The sequence below is a fragment of the Sphingomonas sp. 179-A 2A2 NHS genome (assembly GCF_045371305.1).
Taxonomy (GTDB): Bacteria; Pseudomonadota; Alphaproteobacteria; order Sphingomonadales; family Sphingomonadaceae; genus Sphingomonas.
Genome location: NZ_JBIQDE010000001.1, coordinates 642,161 through 657,350, shown reverse-complemented (window position 1 = coordinate 657,350; position 15,190 = coordinate 642,161). Strand labels below are relative to the sequence as shown.

15 protein-coding genes and 1 tRNA gene are annotated in these 15,190 nt (G+C 68.0%); 10 read left to right on the top strand and 6 right to left on the bottom strand.

Going from position 1 to position 15,190, the window contains the following annotated elements:
- The first annotated feature begins 129 nt into the window (after positions 1–129).
- Positions 130–960, top strand: a complete 831-nt coding sequence (locus ACH0AE_RS03075) for an alpha/beta fold hydrolase (RefSeq protein WP_294443524.1) — start codon at positions 130–132, stop codon at positions 958–960.
- A gap of 49 nt (positions 961–1,009) precedes the next feature.
- Here the strand turns inward: ACH0AE_RS03075 and ACH0AE_RS03070 are convergent, their stop codons facing one another.
- From ACH0AE_RS03070 to tsaD, 3 genes are read right to left on the bottom strand one after another with little or no spacing between them, the layout of a single operon-like run.
- Entirely contained in the window at positions 1,010–1,537 is a 528-nt protein-coding gene (locus ACH0AE_RS03070) for a DUF1697 domain-containing protein (protein WP_294443523.1), read from the bottom strand.
- Positions 1,537–2,508 carry an NAD(P)H-dependent glycerol-3-phosphate dehydrogenase gene (locus ACH0AE_RS03065; RefSeq protein WP_294443522.1) on the bottom strand — a complete coding sequence of 324 codons (972 nt, stop codon included), beginning with the start codon at positions 2,506–2,508 and terminating at the stop codon, positions 1,537–1,539. The genes ACH0AE_RS03070 and ACH0AE_RS03065 overlap by 1 nt, the downstream gene beginning before the upstream one ends.
- On the bottom strand, positions 2,505–3,530 hold the full coding sequence (gene tsaD, locus ACH0AE_RS03060) for a tRNA (adenosine(37)-N6)-threonylcarbamoyltransferase complex transferase subunit TsaD (RefSeq protein ID WP_294443521.1): 1,026 nt from the start codon (positions 3,528–3,530) through the stop codon (positions 2,505–2,507). Before tsaD ends, ACH0AE_RS03065 begins: the two co-directional genes overlap by 4 nt.
- A gap of 94 nt (positions 3,531–3,624) precedes the next feature.
- Between tsaD and hemC the strand changes: the two genes are divergently transcribed.
- Genes hemC through ACH0AE_RS03040 form a run of 4 tightly spaced genes read left to right on the top strand, consistent with a single transcriptional unit; the run spans position 3,625 to position 7,488 of the window.
- On the top strand, positions 3,625–4,545 hold the full coding sequence (gene hemC / locus ACH0AE_RS03055; RefSeq protein WP_294443520.1) for a hydroxymethylbilane synthase: 921 nt from the start codon (positions 3,625–3,627) through the stop codon (positions 4,543–4,545).
- A 4-nt stretch (positions 4,546–4,549) separates the two neighbouring features.
- Positions 4,550–5,233, top strand: coding sequence for a uroporphyrinogen-III synthase (locus tag ACH0AE_RS03050; protein ID WP_406875431.1), 684 nt, complete (start codon positions 4,550–4,552; stop codon positions 5,231–5,233).
- 25 nt (positions 5,234–5,258) lie between these two features.
- Complete coding sequence (locus tag ACH0AE_RS03045) at positions 5,259–6,203, top strand: hypothetical protein (RefSeq protein ID WP_294443517.1); 945 nt, start codon at positions 5,259–5,261, stop codon at positions 6,201–6,203.
- Between the two features lie 58 nt (positions 6,204–6,261).
- Complete coding sequence (locus tag ACH0AE_RS03040; RefSeq protein ID WP_294443516.1) at positions 6,262–7,488, top strand: acyltransferase; 1,227 nt, start codon at positions 6,262–6,264, stop codon at positions 7,486–7,488.
- Between the two features lie 21 nt (positions 7,489–7,509).
- Here the strand turns inward: ACH0AE_RS03040 and ACH0AE_RS03035 are convergent, their stop codons facing one another.
- Both ACH0AE_RS03035 and ACH0AE_RS03030 read right to left on the bottom strand, forming a co-directional pair.
- The gene (locus ACH0AE_RS03035; RefSeq protein ID WP_294443515.1) at positions 7,510–7,890 is read right to left on the bottom strand and encodes a hypothetical protein; all 381 of its coding nucleotides are present in this window, start codon (positions 7,888–7,890) and stop codon (positions 7,510–7,512) included.
- 65 nt (positions 7,891–7,955) lie between these two features.
- Complete coding sequence (locus tag ACH0AE_RS03030; protein WP_294443514.1) at positions 7,956–8,753, bottom strand: DUF72 domain-containing protein; 798 nt, start codon at positions 8,751–8,753, stop codon at positions 7,956–7,958.
- 140 nt (positions 8,754–8,893) lie between these two features.
- Here ACH0AE_RS03030 and ACH0AE_RS03025 point away from each other — a divergent pair, with 140 nt between their 5' ends.
- Positions 8,894–10,546, top strand: a complete 1,653-nt coding sequence (locus tag ACH0AE_RS03025; RefSeq protein ID WP_406875430.1) for a mechanosensitive ion channel family protein — start codon at positions 8,894–8,896, stop codon at positions 10,544–10,546.
- A gap of 81 nt (positions 10,547–10,627) precedes the next feature.
- Here the strand turns inward: ACH0AE_RS03025 and ACH0AE_RS03020 are convergent.
- Positions 10,628–10,702 (bottom strand) — tRNA-Gly (locus ACH0AE_RS03020).
- A gap of 141 nt (positions 10,703–10,843) precedes the next feature.
- Here ACH0AE_RS03020 and ACH0AE_RS03015 point away from each other — a divergent pair.
- The 4 genes from ACH0AE_RS03015 (at position 10,844) to ACH0AE_RS03000 (ending at position 15,175) form a co-directional block, all read left to right on the top strand.
- Positions 10,844–11,554 carry a response regulator transcription factor gene (locus ACH0AE_RS03015; protein WP_294445182.1) on the top strand — a complete coding sequence of 237 codons (711 nt, stop codon included), beginning with the start codon at positions 10,844–10,846 and terminating at the stop codon, positions 11,552–11,554.
- Positions 11,551–12,882: an ATP-binding protein gene (locus tag ACH0AE_RS03010; protein WP_406875429.1), complete on the top strand. Its 1,332-nt coding sequence runs from the start codon at positions 11,551–11,553 to the stop codon at positions 12,880–12,882. The genes ACH0AE_RS03015 and ACH0AE_RS03010 overlap by 4 nt, the downstream gene beginning before the upstream one ends.
- 68 nt (positions 12,883–12,950) lie before the next feature.
- Positions 12,951–13,646, top strand: coding sequence for a carbonic anhydrase (locus ACH0AE_RS03005; protein ID WP_294445181.1), 696 nt, complete (start codon positions 12,951–12,953; stop codon positions 13,644–13,646).
- On the top strand, positions 13,643–15,175 hold the full coding sequence (locus ACH0AE_RS03000) for a SulP family inorganic anion transporter (protein WP_406875428.1): 1,533 nt from the start codon (positions 13,643–13,645) through the stop codon (positions 15,173–15,175). Before ACH0AE_RS03005 ends, ACH0AE_RS03000 begins: the two co-directional genes overlap by 4 nt.
- Positions 15,176–15,190: the final 15 nt, after the last annotated feature.

Here is a 15,190-nt window from a genome sequence, read left to right as displayed (position 1 = left end):
GGGGCGAAAAACGCTTGCCCAGCGAGCAAAATCAGGCGATCTTGAAGTCAAGCGGCAGGCCACTTGGGGAATGTCGGTTGACGTACGATGCGCGGCGCCTTCGCCCGCGATGATGGAGATCAGATTATCATGGGCATCATCACCACCACCGATGGCACGGAGATCTTCTACAAGGACTGGGGTCCCAAGGACGCGCAGACGATCATGTTCCATCACGGCTGGCCGCTGTCGGCCGACGATTGGGACAATCAGATGATGTTCTTCCTGGGCGAAGGGTTTCGCGTCATCGCGCACGATCGGCGCGGCCATGGCCGGTCGAGCCAGACGGACACCGGCAACGAGATGGACACTTATGCTGCCGACGTCGCCGAACTGGTGCGCGCGCTGGATCTGAGGAAAGTCATCCATGTCGGCCATTCGACCGGCGGCGGCGAGGTGGCGCATTATGTCGCGCGGGCAGAGCCCGGGCGGGTGGCCAAGGCGGCGCTGCTCGGCGCGGTGCCGCCGGTGATGGTGAAGTCGGACAGCAACCCCGATGGCGTGCCGATCGACGTGTTCGACGGCTTTCGCGCGTCGCTGATCGCCAACCGGCCGGAATTCTATCGCACGGTGGCTTCCGGGCCCTTCTACGGCTTCAATCGCGATGGGGCGACGGTGAGCCAGGGTCTGATCGACAATTGGTTCCGGCAGGGGATGACCGGCGGGGCCAAGGCGCATTACGACTGCATCAAGGCCTTCTCCGAGACCGACTTCACCGAGGATCTGAACGCGATCGACGTGCCGGTGCTGGTGATGCACGGCACTGACGACCAGGTCGTGCCCTTCGCCAATCACGGGCCGAAATCCGCCAAGCTGCTGAAGAACGGCAGCTTCAAATCCTATGACGGCTTCCCGCACGGCATGGCGCAGACCCATCCGGACGTCATCAATCCGGATCTGCTGGCCTTCTTCCGCAGCTGATCGCCAAGGCGGGTGGTGGGTGTCGCCGCCACCCGCCCGGTACTTGCACTCAGGCGGTGGCTTCGACCAGTTTGAGCAAGGTGTTCCAGTTGCGGCCGGTGGACGGCGGCAGCTTCGCCTTTGCCATCACCGAAGGCAGCTTCGACGTGCCGACGCCGTCGGGATAATCGACGTAGAGTTCGCGGCCCACCGCGTGGAGGCGCTCCGGCCCCGCATGATGCGTGAACAGCGCCTCGATGACCGCAGGTGCGATGGGTGCGTGGTGGAACAACACCTGCACCCGGTTCGGGCGTGTCGCGGTCGCGTCCGGGAAGGGGTTGGCGGCGGCCGTCGCGGCGAGATCGGCGTGGTTGCGCACGAACCACAAGGTGTCGAGTTTCAGCCTGTCGCGGGCGGCGGCGTGGAGCCGCGCCTCGAGCGCGGCGCCATCCTCCACGTCACAGGAGAAGATCGCATTGCCAGAGGCAAGCAGGGTCTTCACCTCGGCCATGCCCTCGGCCGCCAGGAACGCGCGCAGATCGGCCATGGCGAGCGGCTTGCCGGCGTTAATTGCACGCGGCAGCGCCGCCCAGCGCATTACCGCTCTTCCCGCAAGGGCCGTGCGAGCAGTTCGCCGATGATGTCGCTTGCAGCCGCGCCGGCGAGCAGGCGTGTGACGGCGGCTGTGATCGGCATGTCGATACCCGCCGCTAGCGCGATCTCGGCAAGTACCGGTGCGGTGAAGGCGCCTTCCGCGACCGTGCGGCGATCGGCCAGCAACTCGGATGCCGGACGGCCCTGGCCTAAGCCGAGGCCAAGCGAGAAATTGCGGCTGCTGGTCGAGGAACAGGTGAGGACGAGATCGCCCAGGCCTGACAGGCCCGCTAGCGTCTCGGCATTGGCGCCGCGCTCGATGCCGAAGCGGGTCATTTCCGCAAAACCGCGCGCGATCAGCGCCGCACGGGCATTCTGGCCGAGCCCGGCGCCCTCGACGACGCCGCAGGCGATGGCGAGGACGTTCTTCACCGCGCCGCCGATCTCCGCACCGATCACGTCGCTGGAGGCATAGGGGCGGAAGCTGGGGCTGGCGAGGCGGGCCGCGAGCCGCGCCTGCAGGTTCGGATCGGCGCACGCGAGGGTGACCGCGGTCGGCAAACCGGCGGCGACTTCATGCGCGAAGGTGGGCCCGGAGAGGACGGCAATCGGCGCATCCGGATGCGCGGCGCGCGCAATATCGCCTACCAGCCGCCGCGTGCCAGCCTCGATCCCCTTCGCGCACAGGACAAGCGGCGTCCCGCCGACCGGCGTCGCCGCGAGCACCGCGCCGACATGCTGCGCGGGCGCTACGACGAGAAGCGCATCCCGGTCCGCCAGATCATCGAGCGAGGCGGTGGCGTGGATTGCGGGCGACAGCGCGATGCCGGGCAGGAACAGGGTGTTCTCGCGGCGCTCGTTGACGCTTTCTACCACCTCCGGCTCGCGCGCCCAGAGGAGGACGTCGCCGCCGCGCGCCGCAACCTGTGCCAGGGCCGTGCCCCAGGCACCGCCGCCGATGACGCCGATCTTCATGCCTTCACCCCGGCGCCGCGCACCGCCTCCGCACCGGGATCGAGCGGCCAGCGCGGGCGCGCCGCCACATCCAGCGGATCGGTGAGCCCGGCGGCGAAACGCTCCGCCCCGGCCCAGGCGATCATCGCGGCATTGTCGGTACACAGCCAGAGAGGCGGCGCGACGAAGCGCAGGCCATTGTCGGCGGCCAGCGCGGACAGCGTGGCGCGGACCGCGCTGTTCGCCGCGACCCCGCCGGCGACGACCAGCGCCGTCGCGCCGGGCGCACGATTGATGGCGCGCGCGGTGCGATCGATCAGGCAATCGACGACGGCGGCCTGGAACGAGGCGGCAATATCTTCCGGCGCATAATGGCCGACGATCCGCGCCACCGCTGCCTTCAGGCCAGCGAACGAGAAGTGAGGTTCGGGTGAGCGGTACAGCGGGCGCGGCAGCGGCACGGCGGCAGGGTCTCCGGCGCGCGCGGCGCGCTCCACCGCCGGGCCGCCGGGGAAGCCGAGGCCGAGCAGCTTCGCCGTCTTGTCGAACGCTTCGCCAGCCGCGTCGTCGATCGTCGTGGCGAGCCGGCGGTAGCGATCGACGCCCTCCACCAGCAGCAATTGGCAATGCCCGCCCGAGACGAGCAGCAGCAGATAGGGTAACTCAAGGTCGGGATCGGACAGGCGCGGGCTCAGCGCGTGACCCTCCAGGTGGTTCACGGCGATCAGCGGCTTGCCGGCGGCATGGGCCAGCGCCTTGCCGGTGACGAGGCCGACCATGACGCCGCCGATGAGGCCCGGGCCTGCGGTCGCAGCAATCGCATCCACATCGCTGAGGCTGACGCCCGCATCGGCGAGCGCGCCGGCGACGAGCGGTTCCAGCGCCTCAACATGCGCGCGGGCGGCGATCTCTGGCACCACGCCGCCGAATGGCCGGTGCGCGGCTTCCTGCCCGGCGAGCCGGTGCGCCAGCACTTGCCGATCACCAGTGACGAGCGCCGCCGCGGTTTCATCGCACGAGGATTCAAGGCCGAGAATGAGCATGGCGCCGGCTTACCCGTTTGGCCCAACCTTGTCGCCAGCCTTGTCAAAGCTGGAGCTTGTCGAAGGGGAAGCGGGGGCCGATAGGGCTGTGGTTGTGAGCAAGACCTTCAAACTGGGAACCCGCGGCTCCCCGCTGGCGCTGACGCAGGCGGGCATGGTACGCGACGCGCTGATGGCCGCGCCGGGCTGGGCCGAACATGGCTTTGACGATGTCGAGATCGTCGAGATCCGCACCACCGGTGATCGTGTGCAGAACCGCGCACTGGCGGAGATCGGCGGCAAGGCTTTGTGGACCAAGGAACTCGATCGCGCGCTGCTTGCCGGCAAGGTTCATGCCTGCGTCCATTCGATGAAGGACGTGGAGACGATTCGTCCCGGCGAGATCGTGATCGCCGCCATGTTGCCGCGCGCTGACGTGCGCGACCGGCTGATCGGCGTCGATGCGATCGACGATCTGCCGCGAGGCGCGGTGGTGGGTTCGAGCTCGCCGCGGCGGCGCGCGCAGCTGCTGCGGCGGCGGCCGGATCTCAGCATCGTGCTGTTCCGCGGCAATGTCGACACGCGGCTGGGCAAACTGGCGACGGGCGAGGTGGACGCGACGCTGCTCGCGGCGGCAGGGCTGGAGCGGCTCGGCCGGCACGACACCGGCACGCCGATCCCCACTGACGTGATGCTGCCCGCGCCCGCTCAAGGCGCGATCGGGGTGGAGACGCTGGCCGACGGATCAGCACGCGCGCTTGTCGCCGCGATCGGCTGCGCCGACACAATGGCCTGCGTGCTGACGGAGCGCGCGTTGCTCGCCGCGCTGAAGGCGGACTGCCACTCGCCGGTCGGCGCGCTGGCGACGATCAACGACGGCACGATCACCCTCAAGGGTGAGCTGCTGGCGGAAGACGGCCACGCGCATGTCGCTGGCTGCCTGGGGGGCCGCGATGGCGCGGCGGTCGGCGCGGCACTGGCGGCCGATCTGCTTGGCCGTGCCGCGCCCGACGTGCGGCGGTTGTTCGAGGGGTGAGGGCGTGAGCGTGCGCGCCGCCCGGCGTCCGGCGCTGGTGCTTCGTCCCGCGCCCGGCGACGCCGCGACGGCGGGGCGGCTGGCGAACGCTGGTTTGGAAGCAATCCGGCTGCCGCTGTTCAAGGTGGTGCCGCTTCCCTGGTCGGTGCCGGAAGCCGCGTTCGACGCATTGCTGCTGACCAGCGCCAATGCGGTTCGCCAGGCGGGGGCGGGGCTGGAGGCGCTGAGCGGCCTGCCGGTGATCGCGGTGGGATCCGCGACGGCGGAGGCGGCGGAAGCGGCCGGACTTCACGTCGCGGTTACCGGCGATACGGATGGCGTGGCGGCGATCGCGCTAGCCCATGCGCGGGGTTGGCGCCGGATCCTGCGGCTGACGGGACGGGAGCGAACCGCACTTGGCGGGATCACCGACGTCGCCGTCTATGCCAGCGATCCGCTGCCGCTACCCGATGGCGCGCTGGATGTCGCACGCGGTGCGGTGGCGCTGCTTCATTCGACCCGCGCGGCGGAGCGCTTTTCCGAGTTGATCGGGCGCCATGGCGTGCCGCGCGGCGCGGTGCGGCTGGCGGCGATCAGCGACAAGGTGGCGCGCGCGCCGGGCAGGGGATGGGATGCGGTTTGCATCGCCGACGCGCCCAATGATGCCAGTCTCGTAGCGACTGCGACCACGCTCGCGATTGACCCCTGAGGCGCAGGCGGGGATAAGACCCCCCATGGACGATGCTGCGCCGCCGCAAGATGCCGCCCCGCGCCGATCCCGCATCGGCCCCTTCGCGCTCGCGGTTGGATTGATCTTTGCCATCGGACTGGCCCTGATGTGGGTCGGGATGCGCAACGATAATGCGTGGCTCACCAACGGCGCCGATCCCGCGGCCGAGCCCAGCCCCGCGATCGAGGCGCCCGTTCCGCCGGTGACGACGTCGGCGCGCCCCGTCGCGCCGACCGGCGGGGATGCCATGTCGCTGACGCGCGAGAATGCGCTGGCTGCACAGCTTGCGGCACTGGAGGCACGCGCCGCCGGCATCGGGGCGGACGTATCCAACGCGGCCGACCGCGCCGGGCGGGCGGAGGCGATCCTGGTCGCCTTTGCCGCGCGGCGCGCGATCGATCGCGGCACCTCGCTTGGCTATCTCGAGGATCAGTTGCGCATGCGCTTCGGCGCGACGCAGCCGGACGCCGTCGACACGGTGATCGAGGCTGGTCGCGAGCCGGTGACGATCGAGGCGCTGCGCCAGGCGCTGGATGCCAATGCGACAGTGCTCCTGAACCCGGGCGCCAACGGCTGGTTCGACGGCCTGCTGAACGAACTGCGCAGCCTCGTCGTGCTGCACGAGGCGACGACGCCGTCGCCCCTGCCCGCGGATCGGCTGGCGCGGGCACGGCGGATGCTGGACGCGGGGCAGGTCGAGCCGGCGCTGGAAGAGATCAGCCGGCTGCCTGGCGCTGCCCAGGCGACGAAATGGACGAGCGCTGCCGCGCGCTACGTGGCGGCCCGGCGCGCGCTCGATACGCTGGAGACCGCCGCGATCATCGGCACGATCCCCACTGCGCCGGTGCAGCAGAGCGCGCCGGTGCGCGGCGACGATGCGGCGCAGGCGGAGGAGGGGGCGGAGAAGCCCGCGGCAGCGGCGGCCGAGGGTCCGGTCTCGTCGACCTGAGGCTTCTTAGCGGCCATCATGCTCGCGCGGCGGCCAGCAGTTGAGCAGGAGGCGATGCTTGCATCACGCGGCACGCCCCGGCATCGGCGCGCCGGTGAGCGCCGTTCCTGCCACCGCCCCCACTGCCACTGACCCTACGGCACCGGGCAAGAGCCATTTCGTCATGCTCGACGGGCTGCGCGGGGTCGCGGCCTTGATGGTGGTGTTGTTCCACCTGTTCGAGCCTTATGCCCATGGCGATCCGCAGGTGCAGATCATCAATCACGGCTATCTGGCGGTCGACTTCTTCTTCCTGCTGTCGGGCTTCGTCATTGCCTATGCCTATGACGATCGCTGGGGGCGCCTGAGCCTTATCGGTTTCGTCAAACGGCGGGTGGTGCGGCTGCAACCCATGGTGATCCTGGGCAGCATCATCGGCGCGCTGCTGTTCGCCTTCCAGGGCTCCTCCGTGTTTCCCAAGATCGGCGAAGCGACCGGGGCACAAGTCGTCGGCGTGATGCTGCTGGCTTTCGTCATGATCCCGCTGCCCAAGAGCGGGGACGTGCGCGGCTGGGACGAGATCTATCCGCTCAACGGCCCGCAATGGTCGCTGTTCTACGAATATGTCGCGAACCTGCTCTATGCGATCGGGCTGCGTCGGCTGTCCAACCGCGCCATGGCAGTGTTCGTCGCCATCTGCGCCGGCGCGCTGGTCCATCTTGCAATGGCCGGCCCGCGCGGCGACCTGATCGGCGGATGGGCGCTCGATCCGAACGGCATCAGGATCGGGCTGACCCGCGTCATGTACCCGTTCTTCGCCGGGGTGCTGATGATGCGCCTGGGGCTGAGGATACGACTGCCGCACGCGTTCGCGATCAGCACCGCGCTCCTGGTGGTCGCGGTCAGCCTGCCGCGCTTCGGCGGACTGGATCGCCTGTGGCTGAACGGACTCTATGAGGCGGCGTGCGTGATCCTGCTGTTTCCGCTGATCGTCGCGATCGGGGCGGGGGACAAGGCAGCGGACGGGGTGGCGGTGCGGATCGCGCGCTTCTTCGGGGACTTGTCGCTCCCGCTCTACATCACGCACTTTCCGCTGGTGTATGTCTACACGGCTTGGGTGGCCAATACGCAGCCGTCCACGGTATCGGGCGCGCTGGTCGGTGCCGGCGTGCTCGCCGCGGCGCTGCTGATCGCCTTTGCCAGTCTCAAGCTCTACGACGAACCCGCCCGCCGGTGGCTCGCGACGCGCCTGCTTCGGCGCAAGCGGGATGCAGGATCCGCAGAGACGCATCGCCCCTCCGCGTAACCGCCGCGAGCGTGGTCGCATTCACAGGCAGATCACGCGGTAAACGCCAGCGACCTGCGTTATCTTGCCGCCGCTCGCTTGCCAGTAATCGGACCATTCCTCGTTGCCGCAGAGAACGAACCGCTGCAGTTCCGCTTCGGCCCAGCCTCCCCGTTCGGTCGAGAGCGTAAAGGCTTGTGCCCGCATGTCAGAGACGAGCCGGTGCTCCGGTCTACCCGGCTGGTACCGCGACGACACGCGCCGTTTGAACTCTGCGTCGCGTGCGCTCATGGCTCCGTTGAGCTTTTTGGCAATCGGAGGAAGGGACCATTCCGATGCGTTCCACGCAAGGGTTGCTGCAAGAGCGGCGAGTAGAAAGGATGGCATGGCGGCGACGATGATGAGGCAGCCGCGGGTCGACATCTCCGTCCATTACTATACGATCTGGCGAACGTCCGCAGACTTCTTTGCGGTTCTTGGTACGGTCTTCATGCCGACAGGCGCTCGATCATCGCCATGGCGCCGTGTGGTGCTCTTTCCTTGAACCCATTGATGAAGAACACGAACACGTCCCGCGGCGTGGTCGCGAGATGCTCGGCGACATAGGGCAGGCCATCAGGCCGGTCGCCCTTCGACCATAGCCGGGCAGCATCGGTCCATTTGTCCAGCGCGGCAGGTGAATAACCGGCCGGTTCCTCCTCCACCGCATCCTCCAGCCGGGCATAGACGAAGTCGGACGAGACGTCGGCGATCGCCGGATAATCGCGCGAATCCGCATAGACGATCGCCACGCCTGCCTTGCGGCACATGGCAACGAACTCCGGCACGGCGAAGCTTTCGTGGCGGACATGCACGGCGTGGCGGAGCGCGATCCCGTCCTGGCTGGCGGGCAGCAGTGCAAGGAAAGCGGCGAAATCCTCGGCGTCGAACTTCTTCGTGGCCATGAATTGCCACATGATCGGACCAAGCTTGTCGCCAAGCTCGGTAATCCCCTGGCTGACGAAGCGTTGGATCGAGTCCCCGCCTTCCGCCAGCACCTTGCGATTGGTGGCGTAGCGCGAGGCCTTGAGGGTGAAGACGAAATCCTCGGGAGCGGTCTTGGCCCAGCCGGCGAAGGTCGCCGGCTTGAAGCCGCTATAGTAGGTGCCGTTCACCTCGATCGCGGTGACATGGCGGCTGGCATATTCCAGCTCGCGCTTGATCGGCCATTTGGGCGGGAAGAACGTGCCGCGCCAGGGCTCGTAGGTCCAGCCGCCAATTCCGACGCGAATCGCTCTCTTCGTCATGGCCATGCTGTAGCAAGGTCGCAGCGTGGCCGCGAAATCCGCGTTTCCCGCCGGCTATAGAGGCGTTCCGCCCGCGCGGTGCGGAGCACGGTTCGTCGCCTCGGGGGAACGACAGCGGGGGCGGCTGCGTACCGACGTGCATGACGATAAGCCCCATCCGCCTCCGTCACGTTCTTCCTGTCCTGCTGTTCCTCGTCGCGTTCCTGCTCGCGCCCGCGCGGCTCCAGGCGCAGGCGGCGGACACGGCCAATGCCAGCGCACCGGCAGCGGCCGACCTTTATGGCCGCGGGACGCCGCGCGGCCTCGCGACCGGGCTGATCAACGCCCTGTCGGCGCAGGATTACGACCGGGCGAGCCAGTATCTAGACCTGTCACGGATCGCGCGCTCGCGCCGTGCCGCGGCGGGGCCGGAGGCGGCGCGGCGACTGCAGGCGGCGCTCGATGCCGGCGGATCGCTGATGCAGCCGGTCCAGCTGTCGAACGATGCGACGGGCCGGATCGATGACCAGCTGCCGATCGACGAGGAGCGGGTCGGCACGCTCCCCGGCAAGGACAAGGCGGCCGAGGTGCCGCTGATCGCCACCCAGTCCACCAACGACGACGGGCAGACGATCTGGCTGCTGAGTGCGGCAAGCATCGCGTCGCTGCCGGCGGCAAACGTCGAGGCGGCGGGCAGCCGGCTGCGCAGCCTGTTCCCCAGCGCGATGCGCGATACCGACATTGGCGGGGCGCCGCTGGCCGACTGGATCATCCTGATCGGCGGCGCGGTGCTGTTCTACCTCGCCATTCGGTTGATTGTCGCGCTGCTGATGAGCGGGCTCGGGCGGGTGAAGCGGCGAGAGGACGGGGGGCTGTTGTGGCGGCTCCTGTGCGCCGCGCCGACGCCGTTCAGCCTGTGGGTGTCGATGCTGCTTTTCCTCGCCACCACGCGCACGCTGGAGGTGGCGTTCGTCGCGCGGCAGCTGACCGGGCGGTTCGCCGGGGCGCTCGCCTTCGTCGGCTTCTGCTGGTTCCTGTGGCGGATGATCGGCATCGGCGCGGATCTCGTCGCGGCGCGGATGGAGCACAGCCAGCGCTTCCGCGCACGATCGATCATCATCTTCGTTCGCCGCGCGCTGAAGCTGCTGCTGCTGATGTTCGCGACCGTACAGGCGCTGAATATCCTGGGCGTGGACGTGACGACCGGCATCGCCGCACTCGGCATCGGCGGTATCGCCATTGCGCTGGGCGCGCAGAAGACGGTGGAGAATGTCGTCGGCTCGATTTCCGTCGTCGCCGACGAGCCGGTGCGGGTGGGTGATTTCTGCAAGGTGGGCGATGTCAGCGGCACGGTGGAGGACATCGGCATCCGGTCGACCCGCATCCGCACCAACGACCGCACGCGGATCACCATCCCGAACAGCGTCTTTTCCTCGCAGCAGATCGAGAACTTCGCTTGGCGAGATCGCTTCCTGTTCGCGCCGACGCTGAAGCTTGCCTACGGCATCGACGCCGACACGGTGGAGCGCGTGCTGGTCAGCATCCGCGAGGCGCTGGCGGAGGCGGAGTACCTGCTGGAAGGCGCGCGGGCGAGTCTCAAGGGCTTTGGTGAAAGCTCGATCGACATCGAGATCTTCAGCTACGTCGATCGATCGGACTTCAACGAATATGTCCGCCTGCAGGAGGGGCTGCTGCTGGAGCTGATGCGCCGCGTGGAGGCTGCCGGCGCGCGTTTCGCGGTGCCGGCGCGCTTCGTTCGCGTGGAGGGCGGCGCGGACGCCGCGGGAACGCAGGGGGCAAGCGCGCCGGCCTGATCCGGCGGCCGCTATCGATGCTGTTCGCGATGACGGTGACCCGTCCGGCAATGCAGTTCCGCTGCCTGATGCAGCAGGAACTGGAGCGGGCGAAGGGATTCGAACCCTCGACCCCAACCTTGGCAAGGTTGTGCTCTACCCCTGAGCTACGCCCGCTCTGGCGCCGTGTCCCGGATGCTTCCGGGCTGGGTGAGGCGCGGCCACTAGCAGCGACTTTTTGACCCCGCAACCCCCTTCAACAACAAAGTTGCGCAACATTGACCGAAGCGGCCCTGACCGCCTACCTCCATCCGTAGGATGACCGCCCCCACCATTCTTCTCGTCGAGGACGATCCGGCCCTCCGCATGCTCACGGCGCGTGCGCTTCAGGAAAATGGATTCGCGGTTCGGCCGGCTTCCGCGGCCCCGGAAATGTGGCTGGCGCTCGATTCGGGCCCGGTCGACCTGGTGCTGCTCGATATCATGCTGCCCGGCACCAGCGGGATCGACCTGTGCCGGTCGCTTCGCCAGAAGAGCGACGTCCCGATCATCTTCATCTCCGCGCGCTCGAGCGAGACGGACCGCGTCGTGGGCTTGGAGCTGGGCGCGGATGATTACATCGCGAAGCCGTTCGGCGTGCGCGAGCTGGTGGCGCGGGTGCGCGCCGTGCTTCGCCGCCCGGCGCTCGATCGCCGCTCGGGCGAGGGCGACCAGGGCGTGATGACGTTCGAGGGCTGGACCATCAACCTGCCGCGCCGAGAGCTTACCTCGCCGACCGGCGCCACCGTCGACCTGACCGGCGCCGAGTTCGACCTGCTGGTGGCGCTGGCGGATCATGCGCAGCGCGTGATCGCGCGCGAGCGGCTGATCGAGCTGTCGCGCACGCGGCTTGGCGACAGTTCGGATCGTTCGATCGATGTGCTCGTCAGCCGGCTCCGCCGCAAACTGTCGAGCGCAGGCGAGCAGGCGCCGATCATCACGGTGCGCGGCGTCGGCTACATGCTGAACGTGCCGGTGGAGCGCAGTTGAGGCGACTTCTCCCGTCGGTCGGCCTGCTCGGGCAGGTCCTCGCGATCCTGTTGCTGACGATGGTGATCGAGTTCGGTGTCTCGACACTGCTGTACGAGCGGGCGAGCGAATTCTCGGTGCGTGACGACGAGGCGCGGCGTCTGGCCGAGCATCTCGTCATCAGCCGGCGGCTGATCGAGGAGCGGACGCCCGAGCAGCGCCCGACGATGGCGGCGGATCTGACGACCGATCGATACGAGCTGCACTGGAACGGCACTGCCGACGTGCCGGTATTCGATCCCGCGCTCGATCAGATGCGGCGCCAGATCGTGGAGTGGGAGCCGTCGCTGCGCAGCGGTGACCTGAGATTGCGGCTGATCTCGCCGGGGCAAAGCTCCAAGGTGATCGGTGCGATCCGGCTGCGCGACGGAAGCTGGCTGCATTTCCGTACACTGGACGCCGTGGCGAAGCTCGATTTCGCGTTCGAGCGGATCGTGCTGGCGCTGGTGCCGGCCATCGCGCTGATGGTGATCGGCGGGTTGATGATCAGGCGGACGCTGCGGCCGCTGCGACAGCTCGCCGAGGCGGCTGACCGGATCGGCTACAATCCGGTGGTGACGGTGCCGGAGGACGGCCCTGGCGAAGTCCGCCGGCTGGTCGAGGCGTTCAACCGCATGCAGGCGCGCATTTCCGCACTGATCGATGCGCGTACGCAGGCGTTGGCTGCTGTGGGCCATGATCTGCGCACCCCGCTCGCCCGGCTGCGGCTGCGCACGGAGGCGATCGCCAGCGCCGACACACGTGCGGCGATCGGGCGCGACGTGGCCGAGATGGAAGCAATGATCGCCTCGCTGCTCGCGTTCCTGGGCGGCGATGCCGATCCCGAGGCGCCGACGTCGATCGACCTTGCCGTGCTGTGCGCCACGCTGGTCGATGACGCGATCGATCGCGGCCGCGACGCGACCTATGTCGGGCCGGACCATTTCGATCTCAGCGTCCGCCGCCTCGCGGTGAAGCGCGCGCTCACCAATCTCGTCGAGAACGCGCTCCATTACGGTCAGCGTGTGACGGTCGCGCTGGAGACGGACGCGGAGCAGGCGATCGTCCGCGTGACGGACGACGGGCCGGGCATCCCCGAGCATGAAATGGCGCATGTGCTGGAACCGTTCGTTCGCCTCGATCCGGCGCGCGGCCGCGACACGATCGGGTTCGGGCTTGGCTTGCCGATCGTGGTGCAGGCGATCGAGGCCGAAGGTGGCACCCTGACGTTGATCAACCGGCCATCCGGCGGGCTGGAGGCGTGCGTTGTCCTGCCGATCAAGAGATCTAACGGCAGACACAAAATTTAACACTGTCGCGGCGCTGCGGAAATATGCCGCGCGTAGATACGCTGCTCTGAAAGTTAGGAGCAGCGCACATGAACGAACTCATCGGTCGAGTGTTCGACTTCGAAAAGAAGGTCTTCGAAGACAGCCGCGCGCTCTATTCACAGCTCGCGACTGATGGCCAGAAGCCCAAGGCCTTGATGATCAGCTGTGCGGACTCGCGCGTGGTTCCCGAACAGATCATGCAGGCCCAGCCGGGTGATCTCTTTGTCTGCCGTAACGCCGGTAACATTGTTCCGCCGCATGCAACGCAGAACGGCGGCGTCACTTCCACTGTCGAATATGCCGTGATGGCGCTTGGCGTGCGTGACATCATTGTCTGCGGCCATTCGGACTGCGGCGCGATGAAGGCGCTGGTCAGCCCGGAAATGGTGGAAAAGATGCCGAATGTCGCGGCATGGCTGCGCCACAGCACCGCGGCGAAGAGCGTGCTCGACACGTCCTACCCCGATCTTGAGAATGGCGCCGCGGTCCGCGCTGCGAGCCTCGAGAACGTGGTGGTGCAGCTCAACCACCTGCGCACGCATCCGTCCGTGGCGGCGGGTATCGCGCGCGGCGAGATCGCGCTGCACGGCTGGTTCGTCGACATCCACGCCGGCCGCATGCTGGCGCTTGACGGCGAGACGGGCCGCTTCGTGCCGATCCGCGGCGATCAGCCGCTCCCGGTTGCGCAGCCGGCCTCGCGCCGCCTGGCGGCTGACTTCATGTATCAGGACGCTGCAGAATGAAGCAGGAAGCCATTGAGCGCCCCGGCGTCTCGATTCCATCGCTGAAATTCTTCGGGCGGGATTTCACCGCCTCGATCGTCGTTTTCCTGGTCGCGATGCCCTTGTGTATGGGCATCGCGGTCGCCTCGGGCGTCGCGCCCGAGAAGGGGCTGATCACCGGCATCATCGGCGGCATCGTGGTCGGCGCGCTCGCCGGCTCGCCGCTGCAGGTGTCGGGCCCGGCCGCGGGCCTCGCGGTGATCGTGTTCGAACTCGTCCGGGACAAGGGCCTGTCGGCGCTAGGCCCGATCCTGATTCTCGCCGGCATCATCCAGGTGGTGGCCGGCATATTCAAGCTTGGCGGCTGGTTCCGCGCGATCAGCCCTGCCGTGGTGCACGGCATGCTCGCGGGCATCGGCGTGCTGATCGTCGTCGGCCAGTTCCACGTGTTGTTCGACGCCAAGCCTTTCTCCTCGGGCCCTGAGAACCTGGCCGAAATGCCGGGCCGGCTGCTCGGCCTGTCGTTCAGCAACATCCAGGCGACCGAACTCGCCTTCTTCCTGGCGCTCGTCACCATCGGTGCGATGCTCGGCTGGGAGAAGTTCCGCCCGAACGCGCTGAAGCTGGTGCCCGCGGCGCTGGTCGGCGTCGTCGCCGCGACGCTGCTGTCGGTGGGCCTCGGCCTCGACGTCGCCAAGGTCGTCGTTCCCGAATCGATCCTCGGCGCGATCGCTCCGCCCGAAGCCGGCTTCATGTCGCGCTTCCTCGAACCGTCGATCATCGCGGCGGCGCTCGCCATCGCGTTCATCGCGTCGGCTGAGACGCTGCTGTCGGCAGCGGCGGTGGACAAGATGCACGATGGCGTGCGCACCGATTACAACAAGGAACTGCGCGCGCAGGGCGTCGGCAACCTGCTGTGCGGTTTTGCCGGCTCGCTGCCGATGACGGGCGTGATCGTGCGTAGCTCGGCCAACGTGCAGGCCGGCGCCGTCACGCGTGCCTCGGCCATGATGCACGGCGTGTGGATCCTCGGCTTCGTCGCGCTGCTGCCCTGGCTGCTGCGCTCGATCCCGATGGCGGCGCTTGGCGCCGTGCTGGTCGTCACTGGCTGGCGGCTCGTCAGCCTGAAGCATGCGCAGCACCTGTTCCGTGACTATGGCGTGCTGCCGGTCGCGATCTGGGCGGTGACGCTGATCATGGTGGTGGCGACTGACCTGCTGACGGGCGTGCTGATCGGCATCGCCTTGACGGTGCTCGAACTGATCCCGAACCTGCGCCGCCTGCGGCTCAAGGTGTTCGAAGAGCAGCAGGGCGATGCGCACTCCATCTCGCTGGATGGTGCGGCGACGTTCGTCACGCTGCCGAAGCTTTCGGCAACGCTCGATCGCGTGCCGCCGAACGTGCCGGTGCGGCTGGACGTCACCAAGGTGGAATCGGTCGATCACACCACGGCCGAGATGCTGCGGGACTGGTTCCAGCGGCGTAAGGCAGCGGGCAACCCGGTCGTGCTGCAGGGCCAACGTGGCCGCATGGCAACACTGGCAGCCTGATCCAGCCAGAAACAC

Bases quoted from the DNA above. Each gene is read 5' to 3' on its own strand.
- ACH0AE_RS03075 (WP_294443524.1), top strand. From the start codon at position 130: ATGGGCATCATCACCACCACCGATGGCACGGAGATCTTCTACAAGGAC.
- ACH0AE_RS03070 (WP_294443523.1), bottom strand. From the start codon at position 1,537: ATGCGCTGGGCGGCGCTGCCGCGTGCAATTAACGCCGGCAAGCCGCTC.
- ACH0AE_RS03065 (WP_294443522.1), bottom strand. From the start codon at position 2,508: ATGAAGATCGGCGTCATCGGCGGCGGTGCCTGGGGCACGGCCCTGGCA.
- tsaD (WP_294443521.1), bottom strand. From the start codon at position 3,530: ATGCTCATTCTCGGCCTTGAATCCTCGTGCGATGAAACCGCGGCGGCG.
- ACH0AE_RS03045 (WP_294443517.1), top strand. From the start codon at position 5,259: ATGGACGATGCTGCGCCGCCGCAAGATGCCGCCCCGCGCCGATCCCGC.
- ACH0AE_RS03035 (WP_294443515.1), bottom strand. From the start codon at position 7,890: ATGTCGACCCGCGGCTGCCTCATCATCGTCGCCGCCATGCCATCCTTT.
- ACH0AE_RS03030 (WP_294443514.1), bottom strand. From the start codon at position 8,753: ATGACGAAGAGAGCGATTCGCGTCGGAATTGGCGGCTGGACCTACGAG.
- ACH0AE_RS03025 (WP_406875430.1), top strand. From the start codon at position 8,894: ATGACGATAAGCCCCATCCGCCTCCGTCACGTTCTTCCTGTCCTGCTG.
- ACH0AE_RS03015 (WP_294445182.1), top strand. From the start codon at position 10,844: ATGACCGCCCCCACCATTCTTCTCGTCGAGGACGATCCGGCCCTCCGC.
- ACH0AE_RS03005 (WP_294445181.1), top strand. From the start codon at position 12,951: ATGAACGAACTCATCGGTCGAGTGTTCGACTTCGAAAAGAAGGTCTTC.
- ACH0AE_RS03000 (WP_406875428.1), top strand. From the start codon at position 13,643: ATGAAGCAGGAAGCCATTGAGCGCCCCGGCGTCTCGATTCCATCGCTG.